This window comes from Marinobacterium zhoushanense, assembly GCF_014641945.1.
GTDB classification, from domain to species: Bacteria; Pseudomonadota; Gammaproteobacteria; order Pseudomonadales; family Balneatricaceae; genus Marinobacterium_D; species Marinobacterium_D zhoushanense.
Window position 1 is genome coordinate 293594 of record NZ_BMIJ01000004.1, and the last position, 18618, is coordinate 312211.

At 57.0% G+C, this 18618-nt stretch carries 20 protein-coding genes and 7 tRNA genes; 6 read left to right on the forward strand and 21 right to left on the reverse strand.

Translation table 11 applies throughout. The annotated features are described in order from the left end of the window. Positions 1 to 50: 50 nt before the first annotated feature. Positions 51 to 269, reverse strand: coding sequence for a DUF2835 domain-containing protein (locus tag IEX40_RS11045; RefSeq protein ID WP_188748183.1), 219 nt, complete (start codon positions 267 to 269; stop codon positions 51 to 53). A gap of 143 nt (positions 270 to 412) precedes the next feature. On the opposite strand from IEX40_RS11045, the gene IEX40_RS11050 reads away from it, so the two are divergent. Next, entirely contained in the window at positions 413 to 2080 is a 1668-nt protein-coding gene (locus IEX40_RS11050; RefSeq protein ID WP_188748185.1) for a BatD family protein, read from the forward strand. 22 nt (positions 2081 to 2102) lie between these two features. After that, positions 2103 to 2996 carry a potassium channel family protein gene (locus IEX40_RS11055; RefSeq protein ID WP_229680712.1) on the forward strand — a complete coding sequence of 298 codons (894 nt, stop codon included), beginning with the start codon at positions 2103 to 2105 and terminating at the stop codon, positions 2994 to 2996. Here IEX40_RS11055 and IEX40_RS11060 read toward each other — a convergent pair. Continuing rightward, on the reverse strand, positions 2968 to 3861 hold the full coding sequence (locus IEX40_RS11060; RefSeq protein ID WP_188748186.1) for a TIGR01777 family oxidoreductase: 894 nt from the start codon (positions 3859 to 3861) through the stop codon (positions 2968 to 2970). The two genes, IEX40_RS11055 and IEX40_RS11060, sit on opposite strands and share 29 nt — an antisense overlap. A 61-nt stretch (positions 3862 to 3922) precedes the next feature. On the opposite strand from IEX40_RS11060, the gene IEX40_RS11065 reads away from it, so the two are divergent. Continuing rightward, on the forward strand, positions 3923 to 4537 hold the full coding sequence (locus tag IEX40_RS11065; RefSeq protein WP_188748187.1) for a riboflavin synthase subunit alpha: 615 nt from the start codon (positions 3923 to 3925) through the stop codon (positions 4535 to 4537). A gap of 23 nt (positions 4538 to 4560) precedes the next feature. On the opposite strand, the gene IEX40_RS11070 is transcribed toward IEX40_RS11065, so the two are convergent. The 11 genes from IEX40_RS11070 to IEX40_RS11120 all read right to left on the reverse strand — a co-directional run bounded on the left by IEX40_RS11070 (position 4561) and on the right by IEX40_RS11120 (position 14661). Further along, positions 4561 to 5115, reverse strand: coding sequence for a hemerythrin domain-containing protein (locus IEX40_RS11070; RefSeq protein ID WP_188748188.1), 555 nt, complete (start codon positions 5113 to 5115; stop codon positions 4561 to 4563). Between the two features lie 92 nt (positions 5116 to 5207). Then, the gene (locus IEX40_RS11075) at positions 5208 to 5801 is read right to left on the reverse strand and encodes an HAD family hydrolase (protein WP_188748189.1); all 594 of its coding nucleotides are present in this window, start codon (positions 5799 to 5801) and stop codon (positions 5208 to 5210) included. Beyond that, complete coding sequence (locus IEX40_RS11080) at positions 5798 to 6634, reverse strand: AlbA family DNA-binding domain-containing protein (protein WP_188748190.1); 837 nt, start codon at positions 6632 to 6634, stop codon at positions 5798 to 5800. The genes IEX40_RS11075 and IEX40_RS11080 overlap by 4 nt, the downstream gene beginning before the upstream one ends. 16 nt (positions 6635 to 6650) lie before the next feature. After that, positions 6651 to 7037: a hypothetical protein gene (locus IEX40_RS11085; RefSeq protein ID WP_188748191.1), complete on the reverse strand. Its 387-nt coding sequence runs from the start codon at positions 7035 to 7037 to the stop codon at positions 6651 to 6653. A gap of 69 nt (positions 7038 to 7106) precedes the next feature. Then, positions 7107 to 9728, reverse strand: coding sequence for an aminopeptidase N (pepN, locus tag IEX40_RS11090; protein WP_188748192.1), 2622 nt, complete (start codon positions 9726 to 9728; stop codon positions 7107 to 7109). A gap of 13 nt (positions 9729 to 9741) precedes the next feature. Next, positions 9742 to 10572: a DUF2797 domain-containing protein gene (locus tag IEX40_RS11095; RefSeq protein ID WP_188748664.1), complete on the reverse strand. Its 831-nt coding sequence runs from the start codon at positions 10570 to 10572 to the stop codon at positions 9742 to 9744. 6 nt (positions 10573 to 10578) lie between these two features. Continuing rightward, positions 10579 to 10848, reverse strand: coding sequence for a YeaC family protein (locus tag IEX40_RS11100; protein WP_188748194.1), 270 nt, complete (start codon positions 10846 to 10848; stop codon positions 10579 to 10581). A 60-nt stretch (positions 10849 to 10908) separates the two neighbouring features. After that, positions 10909 to 11760, reverse strand: a complete 852-nt coding sequence (locus IEX40_RS11105; protein ID WP_188748196.1) for a rhomboid family intramembrane serine protease — start codon at positions 11758 to 11760, stop codon at positions 10909 to 10911. Beyond that, the gene (locus IEX40_RS11110; RefSeq protein ID WP_188748198.1) at positions 11757 to 12740 is read right to left on the reverse strand and encodes a metallophosphoesterase; all 984 of its coding nucleotides are present in this window, start codon (positions 12738 to 12740) and stop codon (positions 11757 to 11759) included. The genes IEX40_RS11105 and IEX40_RS11110 overlap by 4 nt, the downstream gene beginning before the upstream one ends. Before the next feature lie 9 nt (positions 12741 to 12749). Beyond that, positions 12750 to 13631: an NAD(+) kinase gene (locus IEX40_RS11115; protein WP_188748200.1), complete on the reverse strand. Its 882-nt coding sequence runs from the start codon at positions 13629 to 13631 to the stop codon at positions 12750 to 12752. Positions 13632 to 13680: 49 nt separating this feature from the next. Then, positions 13681 to 14661, reverse strand: coding sequence for a 1-aminocyclopropane-1-carboxylate deaminase/D-cysteine desulfhydrase (locus tag IEX40_RS11120; protein WP_188748202.1), 981 nt, complete (start codon positions 14659 to 14661; stop codon positions 13681 to 13683). A 153-nt stretch (positions 14662 to 14814) separates the two neighbouring features. Between IEX40_RS11120 and IEX40_RS11125 the strand changes: the two genes are divergently transcribed. After that, complete coding sequence (locus IEX40_RS11125; RefSeq protein WP_188748204.1) at positions 14815 to 15237, forward strand: DoxX family protein; 423 nt, start codon at positions 14815 to 14817, stop codon at positions 15235 to 15237. A gap of 267 nt (positions 15238 to 15504) precedes the next feature. Here IEX40_RS11125 and IEX40_RS11130 read toward each other — a convergent pair. The 7 genes from IEX40_RS11130 to IEX40_RS11160 all read right to left on the reverse strand — a co-directional run bounded on the left by IEX40_RS11130 (position 15505) and on the right by IEX40_RS11160 (position 16384). Then, positions 15505 to 15581 (reverse strand) — tRNA-Asp (locus IEX40_RS11130). A gap of 6 nt (positions 15582 to 15587) precedes the next feature. Next, positions 15588 to 15663: transfer RNA gene (locus IEX40_RS11135), tRNA-Val, on the reverse strand. A 141-nt stretch (positions 15664 to 15804) separates the two neighbouring features. Beyond that, positions 15805 to 15881, reverse strand: a tRNA-Asp gene (locus IEX40_RS11140). 6 nt (positions 15882 to 15887) lie between these two features. Continuing rightward, a tRNA-Val gene (locus IEX40_RS11145) sits at positions 15888 to 15963 on the reverse strand. A 136-nt stretch (positions 15964 to 16099) separates the two neighbouring features. Further along, a tRNA-Asp gene (locus IEX40_RS11150) sits at positions 16100 to 16176 on the reverse strand. Positions 16177 to 16182: 6 nt separating this feature from the next. Then, positions 16183 to 16258: transfer RNA gene (locus IEX40_RS11155), tRNA-Val, on the reverse strand. Positions 16259 to 16307: 49 nt separating this feature from the next. Next, positions 16308 to 16384 (reverse strand) — tRNA-Asp (locus IEX40_RS11160). Positions 16385 to 16685: 301 nt separating this feature from the next. Between IEX40_RS11160 and syd the strand changes: the two genes are divergently transcribed. Both syd and IEX40_RS11170 read left to right on the forward strand, forming a co-directional pair. Continuing rightward, positions 16686 to 17261 carry a SecY-interacting protein gene (gene syd / locus IEX40_RS11165; RefSeq protein WP_188748206.1) on the forward strand — a complete coding sequence of 192 codons (576 nt, stop codon included), beginning with the start codon at positions 16686 to 16688 and terminating at the stop codon, positions 17259 to 17261. Between the two features lie 177 nt (positions 17262 to 17438). Then, the gene (locus IEX40_RS11170; RefSeq protein ID WP_188748208.1) at positions 17439 to 17807 is read left to right on the forward strand and encodes a 2Fe-2S iron-sulfur cluster-binding protein; all 369 of its coding nucleotides are present in this window, start codon (positions 17439 to 17441) and stop codon (positions 17805 to 17807) included. Positions 17808 to 17861: 54 nt separating this feature from the next. Here IEX40_RS11170 and IEX40_RS11175 read toward each other — a convergent pair whose 3' ends face one another. Further along, entirely contained in the window at positions 17862 to 18539 is a 678-nt protein-coding gene (locus tag IEX40_RS11175) for a DNA-3-methyladenine glycosylase I (protein ID WP_188748210.1), read from the reverse strand. Between the last annotated feature and the right edge of the window lie 79 nt (positions 18540 to 18618).

The following is an 18618-nucleotide window of genomic DNA, read 5'->3' on the forward strand; positions in this document are numbered from 1 at the left end:
GCGCATTATAACGATCCCTAGCGGCAATAGCACCTTGATGCATAAAGAGTTTAGAGTCGTTGGATATCGATCAGCCGGCCATCGGCTCCGTAGCGGATACGGTAACGCCCACGGATGCCATTCCGGGTAACAAATCCCCGCAAGGCATTAGCGGGGAAGCGCACCGTCCTGCCATCCAGCGTGCGTGCCACAACACTTTCCACCTCGCCACGATAAAGCCGCAGGTACTCATCCGCGCTGATATTCAGATCCACAATCAGCTCATTCATTTCGTTGTTTCACCCTGTCGCCACCTTCGCCCCTCGTCTGCAGAAAAATTCCTTTTCTCTACGCGGTTGCGATGAATTTTACCTTAGCTGATAATGAGTTGGATCATCGTCTATGATGAAGTCTATACGGTCCGGATTACTGAATGCGACGAACTCTAGCTGCGTTGTTACTGCTGGTAACTGCAACAACCGCTCATGCGGAGGCGCAGGCGACGCTGGACCGGACTAACATCACCGCTCTCGACAACCTCACGCTCACACTTGAAATTGACTCACGGACCGAAGACCGGCCGGATTTTGCCCCGCTACACCAGAATTTTCGTATCCTGGGAAGCAAACGCACGCTGATCTCAACCCACAGCAGCAGTGGCCGAGCGGTTCGCACGCGCTGGCAGCTCACACTCCGCCCGCGAACCGCCGGCACCATCGACATACCCAGCCTGATAGTGGCCGGACAACCCACTAACACCCTTCGAGTGGAGGTCAGCGACGTGAGTCCGGTGCTGGGTGGTCAGCCCGGAGCCGTAGCCTTCTTCGACAGCCGCGTCGACAGCCGGGAGGTCTATGTCGATGGTCAACTGCTCTATACCGCCAGGCTTTATCACCGCAATCCACTACCCGACAAAATTCGCTTTTATCCACCACACGCCGGTAACAGCGATATTCGAGAATTGGGCGAGCGGCGCCGCTACGAAGGCGAATACAGGGGCGAGCCCTACCTGGTCACCGAGCAACAGTATGCGATCTTTCCCGATCAGGCCGGACCGTTGATCATCGATGGTCCCCGACTTGAGCTCTCCGGTACGCCGGAACAGGATCTGATTGAACTACAGGGTGAGACTCTGGAGGTCGAGATTCTGGAACCGGCACATAAAAGCACCCTGGGTATCTGGCTTCCGGCCGAGCGGCTATCGTTGGAGGAGAGCTGGACGCCGCCGCAGAATCTAAGACCCGGCGACAGATTTACCCGGGAGTTGACACTGACTGTCACCGGGATTCCCGCCGACAAGCTGCCGCAACTGATGCCGCTGCAGAACGACGACGTATATGTCGAACTCCAGGACGTGAGCCTGACCGAATCATCCTCCCAGTTCGGCCTGGTCAGCACAAGGCGCGAAACCGTCGTGATCGAGCCGCTGGGCGCCGGTGACTTCATTCTGCCAGCGATCGACCTGCACTGGTGGGATGTTGGCCTGGACAGAGGCCGGCATGCGGCGCTGCCCGCCCGTCAATTCCATGTCAGCCAGCCAGCGCTGATGGAGGGATTGATCGGCACGGCCCAAGCGGCTTCGTATTCGCCCGTGGATGGCCAGCTGCCGCTCAATACAAACCAATACCTTATGCTGGTCGGGCTACTGACGCTGCTCAGCCTCACCAGCTCGCTGGGCTGGCTTTACACCTGGTCAAAGCTGCGCAAGTTCCGGGCTGATAACAGTGCCGAGCAGCTGGAGGAGGAGATCAGACGCCAGCGTAAGCTATTGCTGGCCAACGAGCGTGCCGAACGCAACACCTTCCAGGCCCTGGCCATCGCCTGCCAGCAAAACAGTGCCCTGCTGGCAAAAGCGCGCCTGACCGAGTGGGCGCAGAACTTCTGGCCAGAACGCAGTATCGACAGTCTCGAAGCGATCTGCGATGCCGCACGCAACCAGACGCTGGACTACCTGGTATTGGACCTAGAGCAGCAGCTGCACGATAACGCCGAGCTCTGGCAGGGCGATCTGCTACTGAAAACCATCGATACGCTACGCCGGCGCCGCCAGAGCAGCATGGCAAGCGACATCCAGCAGGAAAGCTATCTGCAAGCCTCCTGAACCCGAGAAATGGAGATAATGCGTGACAAACCGCTACCGCCGCCATAATGAGCTGATGATCCGTATCGGCCTCGGCGGTGTCGACGATGAGGAAAATCCACGCGCAATCCTCTGGGGCAAGCGCCTTGAGTGGCCGATGCTGTTGCTGGCGATCTGGATCATTCTGGACTGGTACCTAAAGGCCAAAGGCCTCAGCGACCCCTTCTTTACTCAGTTTACCGACTGGTTCATCTGGACCTGTTTCAGCGCCGAGCTCAGTATCATGCTGGCCCTGGTCGACGATCGCTGGCGCTACCTACGACAAAACTGGCTCAATCCGATAATTATCCTCACCGGCATACCGGTGCTTTTTGGCGTCGATCTGTTCTACTCAGGGGTACTGAGAAGCCTGCGTTTGTTGATCATGCTCGGCATTCTGCTGAAAGTCTCGCAGGATCTGCGCCAGATACTGTCACGCCACCATCTTGGCAAAACGATGGCGATCGCATTTCTGTTTCTGGTGATCTCCGGTTTCCTGATCTCCGGTATCGACCCGGCGTTCAAGGGCCCTCTCGACGGTATATGGTGGGCATGGGTAACGATGACCACCGTGGGTTACGGCGATTTGGTGCCCTCAACGACCGAAGGGCGTCTCTTCGGCATGTTGCTGATTCTTGCCGGAATCGCCCTGTTCTCGATGCTTACAGCCAGTTTTTCGGTTTTCTTCATCGAACGGGACGAGAAGGAGATGGTTGAGAAAGAGGATCGCAACATTCAGCGAATCGGCCAGCTCGAGGCCCGGCTGGATAGAATTGAACATCACCTGGCCCGCGCGGTAACCACGCTGGAGCGACTGGAAGCCCTTGAAGCGCGAGAACGCTCCCCGCGCCAGTCGGAGAAAGCGGATCCTAGCCAGAAGCCTTCAGAACCTGAGTAAGGGCCGCTTCCAAACCGGTATACTTGAACCGAAACCCACTTTCCAGCAGCCGTTTGGGAACCACCCGCTGCCCTTTCAACACCAGCTCACTCGCCTCTCCCATCATCAACTCCAGCACCACGGCGGGAACACGGAAAAAGGCCGGACGATGCAGCACCTTGGCCAGCAAGCGACTGAACTCCTCATTGGTCACCGGATGCGGCGACGTCAGGTTGAACGCACCGGTTAACGTCTCGTGGTCGAGCAGATGCAGGATTGCCGCCACCTCATCGTCCCGATGGATCCACGAGATCCATTGGCGCCCCGTCCCTATAGGACCACCCAACCCCAGCTTGAACGGAGGCAGCATCTTTGCCAGCGCACCACCACCCGGCCCCAGAACCATACCGGTTCGAATACAGCAGACGCGGACACCGTGGTCCGAGGCCTTGTACGCCTGTTCCTCCCAGGACGCGCACAGATCGTGCGCGAAACCGCCTTTGGTTGCCCCCTCTTCGTCCAGCTCGCGATCACCCTGACTGCCGTAGTAGCCGATAGCAGAGCCACTGACCAGCACCGCCGGCGGCTGCACCGCACGACCAATCCAATCCACCAGTTGCGACGTCAGCTGGACACGGCTCTCCAGCAGCAGCCTCTTGCGCTTATCGCTCCAACGCCTATCGGCGATGGGAGCCCCGGCCAGATTGACCACGGCGTCGATATGGCCCTGGATCTGGGCTAACTCGGAGTAAAGTTCGACACGGGCATCGAGTTGCGCTGATTCGGGCCGTCTGCTCAACACAGCAACCCTGTCGCCGCGCGCCAGCAATGCCTTAACGAGTTGGCGTCCGATAAAACCGGTCCCGCCTGTGATCAGGACTCTCACGATTATTCTCCCTCGCCTGGTTCCGGTATATTGCATCTATCTATCAGGAGATTAGCACACTATGTTTACCGGAATTGTTCAGGGCCGCGCCCGGGTTGTCGCCATAGAACGCCATCACGAGTTCATGCGGCTCACGCTCGCATTCCCCGAAGCCTGCTGCGACAACCTGCAGACAGGCGCCAGCATCGCCCTGAACGGTACATGTCTGACGGTTACGCAATTCAACGCCAACCAGATCAGTTTCGACCTGATCGCCGCCACACTGAGCACCACCAATCTCGGTGTCCTCAATGTCGGTGACCACGTCAATTTCGAACGCGCCGCCCGTGTCGGCGACGAGATAGGCGGTCACACCATGTCCGGGCACATCTTTCAGACTGTGAAGATCCTCACGATCGAGAGGAGCGAAGACAACTGTGTCATCTGGTTCGAGCGGCCAGCGCCCATCGCTCGTTACCTGCTTCCCAAAGGATTTGTCGGCCTCAACGGCTGCAGCCTGACATTGGCACAGGTAGAGCCCGACCGTTTCTGCGTGTACCTGATTCCCGAAACCCTACGGATGACAACGTTTGGAGCGCTGACCGAGGGCACCGACATCAACGTGGAGATCGATCCGCAAACACAGGCGATAGTCGACACCGTCGAACGCTACCTGACGGAGCGCCAACAACTCTGAATCCGGGGTAGTCTGATGACGGGTCAGCCGACCCGTTCATCATCGACCAGGGCCTGGTAAAGGTCGCGATACTCGTCGGACTGCTTGAGTCCAAACAGAGGATCGGTTGGTGAAGGGAGCTCCTGTTCCAGGGTTGTCCAGTCCTTGTCACCCGCTATCGCCTCTATTTTCGGGAACAGCTTGCTCTCCTCGAAGTCCAGGTGTTCACTTTCACGCTGAACGAACTCCGCGAGAGCATCGATCAGAGAGTCCAGCGGCACCACTGCGGCATCGTGCAGCACACCGTCAATCGAGTCGTTGAGATGGGTTGAAAGCTGCTTCAGCTCCGCATGCTCATCCTCACACGCCTTCATCATGTTATCGAGCTCGGTGTCACGACCCTGAAAATACGCAAGCATGCGATCTTCCCGCGGATGATGCTGGGTATCGGCATAGCCGCCGACGTAGCTGACCACATCAGACATCAGCTGGAAATTGGGGTGGGTACCTGCCCTGAACCGCTCGACCTTGCGTTCGAGCATCTCAAGCAAGCGCTTTAGATTACGATGCTCTTGATGCAGCTCTTTCATGATCGTCATCTTGGAAACCTCCGCGTGAACGAATACTCAACTTCACTATAGCCAAGTCTGACACCAAGCAACTGGCCCAGATCAATAAAGCTAGTCGCTATTCAGAGGATCTCAAGCAGTTGAGATAAAGAGGTGATACGAAGATCCGTAAGTTCCGGCCAGGGCGTATGCACGCCATGGTCGATATGGATGGTAGCAGTACCGCAAGTCTTTCCCGCTTCCAGGTCATAACGAAAATCACCGACCATAACCGCGTTATCCGGCGTCGTACACCAACGCGCAAGCAGCAACTCGATCCCCTGGGGGTCAGGTTTGGGTCGCACCTCATCACGGCCTAGAACATCTTGAACATCGAAATAGCAGTCTGCGCCAATCGCCGTCAGCGCCCGCAGAGCAACGGTTTGGGAGTTTCGGGTCAGGATGCCGAGGCGACAATCGCGTAGATACAACAGGTCGAGCAGCTCCACTACGCCAGAGGCAGGTTCCGTCTGCTCTGCGTAAAACAGCTCAAGCTCATCCAGCAGTGCCATTTGTCGCTCCCGTTGGGGCGAGGGCAGCGCCGCCAGCGAAGCCAGAATATCGCTGTTCGGTGCCAGACCCAGTTCGGTACGGATACGGGCAAAATCATGAACCGGCCGGGTCAGTGTGCCGTCCAGATCGAAGACCCAGTAACGTCGCTTACCGATATCGCTCACTGCCGATGGCCCTCCCCATTCTGGATGCTGTCGGGCAGGTCGGACTCGGTATCGATCAGATCCAGCAACATGCCAAGCTTGTGCTCGATATCTTCGAGCAGGCTGCTGCTGAGACTGTCGACGCGCGGCGTCACCACCTCCTCCAGTTGCACGATACTGCGCTGACTCTCCCGCAACGCCTGCAACAGATTACGCGAGCGTTTCTTGTTGCTGTCGGTCAACTGTTCGATGCGGTGCAACGTATGGCGCAACTGGTCATCCAGATCCTCAAGGTGCTGGCTAACCGCCAGTATCCCCTTGCTCAAGGAGTAGTTAACCCCCTCAACCTGATGTTCCAGCTGAAAAACCGCATCTCGAAAACGGGACAGGAACTGCTCACCCTCCCGGTCCATATAGATCGCCAACAGCTCCTCGGGCAGCAGTGCCCGGTTTCGACCATCGGTACGGATACGATATTCGCCACCATGGGTACAGTAGGGTTTGAGGTGTCCGCTGGGGATCTCGATCCGGAGAATAGGGTGGGATTTGGAGAGGTTTTCGGTATAGATCTTCAGTTCGATATTGGGAATGCACTCGGTAGCTTTATTGACCAGCAGCAGGCGGGCGCGGTCATCGACATCACAACCGACCACCCGACCACGCTGTACCCCATCGGGACTGGTGTACTCATCGATGCCGATGAGCAGGGTACCACCGAGGGGAGCGTTGGCAAATGCAACCAGGTCGGCACTGCGAACAGCCTGCACCTCGCGCTTGAAGTCGACGTTAACCCCCTCCGGCGCCGCCAGCAGCTGCTGGGTACGCCGGCTGAGACGTCGAAACTCGCGCTTCATCGCTTAACCCTTGGCGTCAGCCGTAAAGGGCGTCATCGAACGGATCAATCGGGCGCGCCAGCATCTCGTCATCACGAAAATAGAGCACTCTCCCCTGAAACTTGAGGCCCTTGCCCGCGAACCAGCGCTCCATCTGTTCACGCCCCTCTTCCGCTTGGGAGCTATGGAACCAAGCCAGCACTATGCGATAGAAATACAGACCGAACAGTGCTGCCGAGGCACCGAGAAAAAAGTCGGATGCCAGTGCAAACAGCAGCATCACCAGACCGCCAATCCACACCCGGCTGGCACGTGCATCTTTGTATGCATCGTTAGCCAGCGTGAACTGCTCCTGATACTTCAAGAAACGTCGGTAGTTCTGCTGCAGATCGAACTTATCAGCCGAGCTTAATTTTCTGTCCATCCTATATCGTCCTGACAATTGTGTTGTTTTCGTTTGCATCAGACATATCTAGAGCGTAGCGCAAGCCGACTAAACCAGGCTCTTGCTGACCACCTCATACACATCCCTGGACAGCTCGCCACTGTCGAGTATCCGAGCAAGCTGCGCTTTCATCAGCAGCTGAACCTCTTCAGGGTAGCGTTTCCAGCGCGTCAATGGCGTCAACAGTCTGGAAGCGATCTGCGGATTCTGCTTGTTAAGCTGGATAATCCAATCCGCCAGATAGGCATAGCCACTACCATCGGCAGCATGGAAGCTCACTGCATTCTGGCCGCAGAACGCGGCAACCACCGAGCGCAACTTGTTGGGGTTGCGTGCATCGAACAGCGGGTGCTCCTGCAAGCGTTGAACGCGCCCCAGAGCGCCCGGCCATGGATCGCTGGCCTGGATCGAGAACCACTGGTTCATCACCAGCGCCTCATGCTGCCACTGAGCCTGGAATTCGGCCAGCAGGCGTTCACCCGCCTGACGGAATCCGGAGTGCACCACCAGCGCCAGCGCCGCCTGTTGATCGGTCATGTTGTCGGCGTTGTTGAACTGCTCCTCGGCCAGGGTGAGCCAAACCTCCTCCCCGGTAGCCAGCAGGTAACCCAGGCTCAGGTTTTTCAGGCTTCGGCGCGCGCAAGCGGCCGCATCCGGCGCATAGGGCTCTTCACTGCTGCTACGGTTGTACACCGCGCTCCACTCGGGGAGCAACGCCTGCGCCAGCGCTTTGAGCAGGAACTCGCGTACCTCGTGGATCGCCTCGACGTCGATCACATCGGCCAACTCTGACAGGTAGGCTTCGCTGGGCAACCGCAGCAGGTGAGCGACCATGGCTGGGTCCAGGCTGGCATCAGTGAGCAGGCTACGCCAGGTATCGACCAGCGATTCGGGCAAGCGCAGCTCACGTCCGCTACGGTAGTCCACCATCAGCGATTGCATCAGCGCTACAGCGATACGCTGACCGGCATCCCAACGATTGAAGCCATCACAGTCATGCCGTAGCAGATGCAGTAATTGCTCGTCACTGTAACTGAAACTGAGTTTGACCGGTGCAGAGAACCCACGTAACAACGAGGGTACCGGACGCTCGGACAGGTCATCGAAGCTGAAACTCTGCTCCGCATCGGTCAACTCCAGCACGCCGGCCGCAAGCTCTCGGCCGTCGGCTGCAAGCAGACCGTAGGCGATCGGCATATGGAATGGCAGCTTCTCATCCTGCCCCGGCGTTGCGGGGCAGCTTTGCCGAAACGTCAACCGGTAGCAACCGGCGACGTCATCCCAGCTATCGCTGACCTGGATTCGCGGCGTACCTGCCTGGCTGTACCAGCGTTTGAACTGGGTGAGATCTCGTCCGGAAACATCGGCCATCGCCTGGACGAACTCGTCGGTGGTGACCGCCTGGCCGTCATGCCGCTCGAAATAAAGGTCGGTACCCCGACGGAACTGCTCGGGCCCGAGCAGAGTGTGCAGCATGCGCACAACCTCCGCGCCCTTCTCGTATACCGTCAGGGTGTAGAAGTTGGAGATCTCAATAAAGGATTCAGGCCGCACCGGATGCGCCATGGGACCGGCATCTTCCGCAAACTGCGCGGTACGCAACAGGGACACATCTTCGATGCGCTTGACGGTGCGAGAGTTCATGTCGGCCGAGAACTCAGCATCACGGAAAACGGTAAAGCCCTCCTTCAGACTGAGCTGGAACCAGTCGCGGCAAGTGACACGGTTGCCCGACCAGTTGTGGAAATACTCGTGCGCAACCACCCCTTCTACACGCTGGAATGCGGCGTCGGTGGTGGTCTGGGGACTGGCCAGCACACAGCTGGTATTGAAGATGTTAAGCCCCTTGTTTTCCATGGCCCCCATGTTGAAAAAGTCGACGGCGACGATCATGTAGATATCCAGATCGTACTCGCGACCATAGACCTGCTCATCCCACTGCATCGCCCGTTTCAGCGACAGCATGGCGTGGTCCAGCTTGTCCAGATCCTTGCTGTCGGCATAGATCTGCAGTTTCACCGGCCGGCCAGAAGCGGTGGTGTAGCTATCCTCGAGCACAGCCAGATCACCGGCGACCAGCGCGAACAGGTAGGCTGGCTTAGGGAAGGGATCCTCCCAGGTCACGAAGTGGCGGCCATCGTCCTCATAGCCGGACTCCACCGGATTACCGTTGGAGAGCAGCACCGGGTATCGGCTGCGATCGGCCACGACCCTGGTACGAAACACGGACATTACGTCGGGACGGTCAGGATAGAAGGTGATGCGCCGGAACCCCTCCGCTTCGCACTGGGTGCAGAACATGCCGTCCGATTTGTACAGTCCCTCCAGCGCCGTATTCAGTTCAGGATGAATACGGGTCAGACACTCAAGGGTAAACTCCGTCGGCACCGAGGGAATCGTAAGCAGCTCTTCATTACGGCTAAAGTCACGCTCCGACAGGATCTCACCATTGATGCTTAGCCGACAAAGCTCAAGCGTCTCGTGCCCATGCAGCTCCAGCGCTGCCTTACTGCGCGTGCAGGCGGGGTTGCGTCGTACCCGCAGGGTCGCGCGGACCAGGGTTTCCTGCTCATCAAGCTCAAAACGCAGCTCGGTATGCTCTATCAGATAAGCGGGTACCTGGTAGTCTTTCAGGTAGATTGGCTGCGGCTGCTGATTGTGTTGCGACATTATCTCTCCTGACTCACGCGCTGATGCTGACCCGATAGGCACCAAACTTGCGGATATTGATCACTCCACTATCCAATATCAGATACTGCCCCTTGATACCAAGCAATGTACCGCTCACATCTGGACTCTTATCGAAGTTGAATGTCGCGATCTTTTGCGGATATTCAAGTACCGGGTATTCGATCCTGACCGCCTGCTGATCCGACAAATTGCGGATAGCCTCTGCACCATACTCGCTCTTCAGCGTTTCAATTTCACCTGCGCATAGCGTCAACAGGCGATCACGCTCCGCTTCGAGCTCTACCGGAGGGACATCCCCTTTCAACATGGCGCGCCAATTGGTTTTGTCACTGACATGAGCGGCGAAGATCTGTTCCAGCAGACCCGAGTGGAGACGGTTATCCACTTCCAGGATCGGCAGCGCCTCAATAGCTCCCTGGTCGATCCATCGCGTCGGAATCTGAGTGCGCCGGGTGATGCCCACCTTGAGACCGGAGGAGTTTGCCAGATACACGATATGGGGGGCGAAGCAGTTACGCTCTCCCCAAGCCGGATCACGACAGGTCCCCTCATGAAAATGGCAGGTTTCCGGTTTGACGATACAGCTGTCGCATTGCGGCAACCGCGTGAAACAGGGGTAACAATACCCCTGGTTGAAGCTTTTGCGGGTTTTACGACCGCAGTGTAAACAGTTGATCTGCCCCTCATAGTGCAGTGCTATCGGTTGCCCCAGCAGCCGGTTCATATCGATCAGGCTGTCATCATCCAGCCTCAAGCGATAGCGGACGGGGCTTTCGAGGGCCACTTCCATCTTGCGCAACGCGCCGGTACCAAGTAACTCCATCGACAATTACTGTTCCGTCAGAATCTTCAGCGTTTCGGCCTGCAGCGGATCGCAGCCGTGCTGCTTGCCGTCAGGACGGGTACGATCGATATAGCCAACACGCTGCTCATCCGGCATCTCGCGCCTATGCTCATAGGCGATCACGGCGCGCAGACTGGTCTCGCGCTGCTCCTGGCTAAGGCGTTCGCCGTTGGGCCATTTGCCCAGTTCAACGGCACGCTTGAGCGCGTTATACACATCGGGCGTCATCGCCTCGATCATCTTTTCAAAGTTCATCGAACATAACTCCTGCAACTGGCGTCCGGAACCGACAATGTTAGCACAGAGCGGTATCGTTCAGCGCGGCCCAAACAACCTTCCCAGCGGCCACCAGGCCAAGCCTGCCAGCAGCCCGACTAAGTGAGCGGTGTTGGCGATCGCGCCCAGCCCCGCTCCCTCCAGCACCCCGGTGAAACCCAACGCCAACCAAAGCACCATCAGCCCCATCAGCGCCGGAGGCAGGTTAAAGCGGTAGCGCGACTCCAGCCGATCCCAGAGCCAGGTATACCCCAGCAGCCCGAATACCACGCCGGACATACCGCCAAACATGGGCCCGGAAATCAGGTATTGCGCGACATTGGAGGCGATACCACTGAACAGCACCACGCCCAGCAGCGCCCAGCTGCCCTGCAGCAGCTCGATTCGCTGACCGACCACCCAGACCCAAAGTAGATTAAACAGGATATGCAGCACACTGAAATGAAGAAAGATCGGCGTAATCAGCCGCCACCACTGCCCTGAAGCCAACATCGCTTCCAGACTGTCGTAGCGGATCCCCTCACCTACTATTCTGAAATCGGTCAGCGTCAGCAGCGCCATCCACTGCTCACTTCCGCCAAATCCGATCAACAGCGTACACAGAAAACTCAGACCAATCAGCGCCAACGTCATGCGAATTCTAAGCGGCGTCGCCATCGATGGCACGACACGCCGCTTTCGGTTGGTACGGATCTCAACTGCATCCAGATCCCCGCCGTCACGCCAGAAGCGATACAGGGTGCGGACCTGCTCAGCGTCTACAGTTTGTGAAACCAGCAGAATCTGCCGCCCCTCCTTCTCTAACACGCGATGCGGAACCTCATGCTCCCACAGCAACGCAGTAAACGGCGCTAGATCCTCATCCAGCGGCACGTCCAGAACGGGGATCAACTGCCCAACTCCGTATCCAAGCGCCCCACCTCTCGCGCCACGTCCACCCAGACAAACTTGTCCTTGCGCAGCACTTTCTCATCGTCCAGACGATACGCTACCAGCTTGCCGTATTTGACCGCACTGTAATCAAGGCAGGCGATATTATCGGTCAACGGAACCGGCAGTCCCTCGCACCAGTAGTGGCCCATGAACAGCAACTTCTGTTCCGGCCCGTAATACAGCAGGTCCGCATGCTGACTATCGGTTAACGGCAAACGCGCAATATGTTCGGGCAAGGGGTCGGGCTGAAACACTACGTCACCCATACGCTGGGGGTCTTCAGCCCAGAACTTGGTACGGAAGAAGCGTCGCTTGAAACCATCCTTGCTGACGATAACCTCATCGTTGGGCAGGCGCAGGTGGGTACCCCGCAGCAACCTGTCCATCACCTCCCACTCGAAGCTCTCAGGCACAGCGGAACGGTGCAAAAAATCCCTGTCTATGCGATTTCCACCCTGCTCAGACCTGAACCTGTCGATAAGTCCCTGATGCCAACAAGCGTGCACGGCCCGGAACCGCTCGGTCTCCAGAAAGAGTGGCAGTTGCATGAACCACTCCAGATAATCATCCAGCTCCGCCTGATGACCGCTGAACTGATCGAGTGTTTGCTGAATGATGCGTTGATGGCGTGGTGTATGCTCGCGCAGGTAACCATCGACCCCGCTGCCCGGTGTCAGGTAGCAGAGCAGGTTGTACTCATGATTACCCATGATGATCTCTGCCTGCCCGGCCTCAACCATCCCCCGCACGATATGCAGCGCTTCGCGTATATGAGGCCCCCTGTCGACGATATCGCCGATAAAGACCGCTTTACGCACCGGGTGTTGGTAAACCCCGTCAATCCTGCGATAGCCCATCCGATCAAGCAGCAGGCACAGGCTGATCGCACAGCCGTGCACATCCCCGATCAGATCGACCCCCTGAAAACCGTTGCTCACAAGACCCACCTATTCACCCAACTTAGTACCCCAACCCAACTTCTCACGGCATGTGCGGTAGAAGTCATAATTGAGCGGGTGCAGAAGTTTTAATTTATGCGGCTTCTTGTGGATTGTCACGGTATCGCCCGGCGATAGCGCAATGTTCATCTGCCCGTCACAGGAGATCGATGGATAGGTTTCATTACGCTCGCTGATCACCAGCTTGAGCTCACTGTTACCATCCACAACGATCGGACGGCTGGAGAGGGTATGGGGGAACATCGGCACCAGCACCAAAGCATCCAACTTCGGATGCATGATGGGCCCGCCACCCGACAGTGCGTAGGCCGTGGAGCCGGTTGGGGTCGATACGATCAGGCCGTCCGAGCGCTGCGTATAGACGAACTGCCCCTCGATATAGAGTTCGAACTCGATCATCCGGGTAGCCTTACCCGGGTGCAGCACACAGTCATTTAACGCCGTGGACTCGGCGATCGGCTCCCCCTCGCGCTTGACGGTTACATCGATCAGGAAGCGGGTATCGACAGAGTAGCGACCCGCAAGCACCTCACCAACCTTCTCCTCTATCTCGTCCGGCGCAATATCGGTCAGAAAGCCCAGATTACCTCTATTCACGCCCAGCACCGGCACATGACTCTGCGCCAGAGAGCGGGCGGCGCCGAGCAGGCTGCCATCGCCACCGACAACAATGACCAGATCGCAGGCTTCTCCCATTCGGGATTGCTTGGCGACTTGGCGCCCATGACCCGGCATCACCTCAGCGATTTTCTGATCGAGTATGACGTTCAACCCCTGATCGTCCAGATAACGGATCAGCGATTTCAAGGTATCGATCACCTTCTTACTACCCAGACGACCGATTAACCCGATGTTGCGAAAATTCTCCATACTCTACCCTTAGTTATGCCTTTAGGTTGGGACACCGCTAAGTGCTTCATTATACGAGCTGCGGCCCAACAAAGGCAGACGCGCCGGTTTCAACACGTGACAGCATACCCCTGCGCCCCTGCAAGCCCCCCGAGTGCAGCAACAACACCCTGCTACCCGGCGCAATCTGCCCCCTGACAACACGGCGGTTCAATGCCGCCATCATCTTCAAGGTATACACCGGATCCAGCGGGACGCCGATTCGACACTCAAAGCTTAACAGGAACGCCGCCAACTCATGCGTCAGCTTGGCATAACCGCCGAAAGCGCCGGCATGATCCAGACACCAGCCCTGCGGATCCGACACCTGAGCCTGGCTCAACAACTCACGCACCCTATGCTCGCCCGCGTCTCCCAACGCCAACACCGGCACACCAACAACCTGAGTCCGAGAAGGCTTTCCCGCGATCACGCCGGCAAGCGTGCCGCCTGTACCCATCGCACAAACGAAATAGTCCGGAGCAGACCAGTCCGAGCCCTGGACAGACTGCCAAATGGTCCTGCAACCTTGCACGGCATCAGCATTACTCCCCCCTTCGGGCAATACTTCCCAGCCGAGGTACTCTTGCGCCAACGTCGCCAAAAAAGCCGGGGCGTCCCTGTCGCGGTATTCATCACGACTGAGATACACCAACTGCATCCCCCAGCGCTGCGCGTCCTCCAGCATCGCTGTTGAAGCCTGAGCCGGATGACCTCGCACCATCCCCAACGTCCGTATACCAAAAGAGTTACCGACATAAGCCAGGGCATGAAGGTGATTGGACCAGACACCCCCAAAGCTGAGAACCCGAGGCCGCTCGCCTGATTCGAGCCGCTGCAGCAGAGGAAGCAGCTTGAACCACTTGTTCCCGCTGATCTGCGGATGAAGAAGATCAATGCGCAGCAGCCCCACCGTAATGTTGTACTGACGATAGAAAGCGCTATGCAACGGCGTTACACTGGCCAACCCTGTCTGAAACGACGCTGACTCCCGGCTCAATTTACCCGACACTTCACCTCGCCCTCAGCCGCACTTCCCGGCCATATTCTGACGATTATCAATACTACCCTCGGCCAATCACTTCGACACAAAGAATCTGTAGTTAAACATGTTGATGGGGATTAAAGTACGCCACACAACGCCTACCAAAAGGAGATTTAAGGCATGCTCAGCGCATTCAATCGCTATCTGGACGCACCGGATCTTGGAAAACTCATACTGCGTGTTTCATTCGCAGCAATGATGTTTCTGCACGGCTGGCACAAGGTTACACACGGAATCGACGGCATATTCAAGATGCTGACCGCCCACGGCCTACCCGAGTTTATTGGCTACGGCGTCTACCTTGGCGAAGTACTTGCCCCCATCCTGCTTATTCTCGGCATTCTAACTCGACCCTCCGCACTGCTTATGTTGGGCACCATGGTATTTGCCTGGCTTCTTGCCGGCACGGAGCAGACCTTTACATTGACCAAAGTTGGGGCATGGGGCATCGAGCACATGATGGTATATTTCTTCGCTTCCCTGGCGATCCTCTTTTTGGGTAGCGGCCGCTACTCAGTGGTCAGCAATCCGAACCTGCGTTGAAAGCCCGGCCGCAAAGAGTCCACGTCGTTTCGATGCGGACTCTGACCAACGCCAGATCAACTGCCCAGAACCTGCCAAGACTCGCTCCATATCACCAAGTATCGGCACGAGCGACAACAGATCGCGTGCAATACAAGGGGGGAGTGGAATATTAGGGTTGCGTTGCTTACGGGGTGAAGAACTTGAAGTGGTGGAATCTACGGGCTCGGCAACCCGAAACACCTTGAGAGCCGCCTGACGGGTATTCCAACCCAGATATCTCAAAGCTGGCGGAACGGACGGGACTCGAACCCGCGACCCCCTGCGTGACAGGCAGGTATTCTAACCAACTGAACTACCGCTCCGCGTCTTGGTGGGCGAAGAGGGGTTCGAACCCCCGACCCTCTGCTTGTAAGGCAGATGCTCTCCCAACTGAGCTATTCGCCCAAAACGCTGGCTTCTTATTACGACCCTCTTCAGCACTTCGAGAGAGAAGTTGGCGGAATTCACGACCGCTCCTGTGAAGAGCGCGAGCCGGAACTCCTTGAGAGCGGACAGGCAGGTATTCTAACCCATATCTCTCAAAATTGGCGGAACGGACGGGACTCGAACCCGCGACCCCCTGCGTGACAGGCAGGTATTCTAACCAACTGAACTACCGCTCCGCGTCTTGGTGGGCGAAGAGGGGTTCGAACCCCCGACCCTCTGCTTGTAAGGCAGATGCTCTCCCAACTGAGCTATTCGCCCAAAACGCTGGCTTTATATACGACTCTTCAGCACTTTGAAGAGAAGTTTGCGGATTCACGACCGCTCCGGTGAAGAGCGCGAGCCGGAACTCCTTGAGAGCGGACAGGCAGGTATTCTAACCCATATCTCTCAAAATTGGCGGAATGGACGGGACTCGAACCCGCGACCCCCTGCGTGACAGGCAGGTATTCTAACCAACTGAACTACCACTCCGCGTCTTGGTGGGCGAAGAGGGGTTCGAACCCCCGACCCTCTGCTTGTAAGGCAGATGCTCTCCCAACTGAGCTATTCGCCCAAAACGCTGGCTTCTTATTACGACCCTCTCAGCACTTCGAGAGAGAAGTTGGCGGAACGGACGGGACTCGAACCCGCGACCCCCTGCGTGACAGGCAGGTATTCTAACCAACTGAACTACCGCTCCAGCTTCGCCCTTCAGGTGTTACCCCTCAGAACGGAGTGCGAATTTTAATGTCTTTTCCTGTGTTGTCAAACGGTTATCGTAAATATTTTTTCACACATGGCGTATTGACTCACTGCGACTTTTAGCATCACACCAAACTGAATACGGCTTAAACCTAGCACTGATATTGCCTCTCGGCACTATGTGCTTTATACCACTAACGCCCCACCCCTCCCACCGTCAATGGATGGGCGCCTGGCCGTCGATTTCAGAGCGCCTCAACTGGTATCGTTACACCATCACTGGCAAAGAACCGCTAACCATGGACTCAGATCTCGAAAAACTGTTGGACCGATTTATCGAGCAATCGATGGAGGTACAACAAAAGCACTACGGCGCTTTACCCCAACTCCCATTCGATCCGGATTGGCCCTCCGCCTGCGTTGTCGAAAGCGAGCCAAATGCAGACCAAAGTGTTCATTGGCATCCAGTAACACAGCAACCCGCCAGCGATATGTTCGAACGCTTGGCCAAGGTGCTGGAGATCGAGCTTCACCCGGACATCCGCACCTGGTATACGCGTTATTGGTCCGACCCACTGCCGGCACGCCACCCGGACGGCGAACTTACGCTGCTGTTTTGCTGGAACGAGGAGGATATGGAACGTCTGCGCGGCAACCAGCTGGGCCATTTAATGGCGAAACAGAAGCAGCGCCACCCGCTGTCACTGTTCTTTGCCTGTACTGACGGCGATGAGTTCATGACTGTCGATAATCGCGACGGCAGTGTGTGGCTGGAACGCCCCGGGCGCAAACCGATCAAGCGACTGGCCGGCTCACTTAGCGAATTCCTGGCAGCGCTGACCCCTCTACCCATAGCATACTCACTCAAGCAGTGATACGAACATCCGCCCCCCAAAAAAATGTAGGTTTTATATCAATCACCAAGTGACTGGGCCTTGTCACAACTCCGACAAACACTCTTCCCCCTTATACAAAACAGATCTTTAGCGACGGCTTGCTCCTTGCACTACCGCTTCTGCTTTAACCATTAGATCAATAAGAGGGATAAGCGTATGGCTACCATCTACTTTTCGTCGCCTCTCATGGCGCACAACAAGAAGGTCGAAGCAGTAGCAGGCAAGCGTTCCACACTTCTCGGCGTGGCGAAGGAGAACGAGATCAAGATCCCGTTCGAGTGCCAGGACGGAGAGTGCGGTTCCTGCCTGGTTAAAGTGGTTCATCTCGATGGCGAGCGCATCAAAGGTATGATGCTGACCGACAAAGAGAAGAACGTTCTGAAATCGATAGGGAAGTTGCCAAAATCGGAAGAGGAGCGGGCTCAGGTCAAGGACCTGCCACCTACCTTCCGGCTCGCCTGTCAGACCATCGTCACCGACGAGGATCTGCTGGTTGAGTTCACCGGGGAACCGGGCGGCGCATAACCGCCCCGCACCCTTTCATCAAACCTCATGGTCTCCCGACCATGAGGTTTTTTCCTAACGACTGTCTCCAATCGAGCGTGCCAGTAGCCGACTGATCTGACACATGGGCCGCCCCGACTCCTCATGCCAGTGGTTGAACGCCTGCTGCACCAGCTTGAGATCCTTTTGACCGGAGGGCTTCTTCTCCACCACCCCTTGCGCCTTCAGCGCCGTCACCACATCATCGGTCAGCATGAAGGTGTCCTTACCAACCATTCGAAGAAAGTACGCCCCCGAATTTCCGCCCAGCTGCGCGCCCTGCTTTTTCAGCAATGTCCAGAGCGACACAATATCGGTCACCGGCCAGTCCGCCAGAAATCGCCCAAATCCTCCATGCTTCGCCGACAACTCAGCCACCATCAGCGCATTGATCCTGGCGGCCTTGAGCTTGCCCAGATGGCGAATCAGCGCTTCGTTCTGCATCATCAGCTCGATCTGATCATCGCTGAGCAGTTGTACCTTTTGCGGATCAAAGCCAAAGAAAGCCTGCTCGAACGCGGGCCACTTGGCATCCACCAGCGAATGCTTCAGACCGGCACGAAAGATGCGCCGAGTCATATCCGAGAACAGCCGGTCATCCGGCACAACCCCGAGCGCATCCCTGCTCAACGGTTCATCACCCAGCATCGCGTCCAACGACAGTTCAGGATGAAGGTTTTGTGCTTGATGGCACAGGTCGGCAAAGGATTTCATTCCGCCTCCTAGCAGAGTGGTATTCGTCACCGTTCCCATTGAAAGGTGCGTCAGTTTCTATCCGGACCGCAGCGCCTGC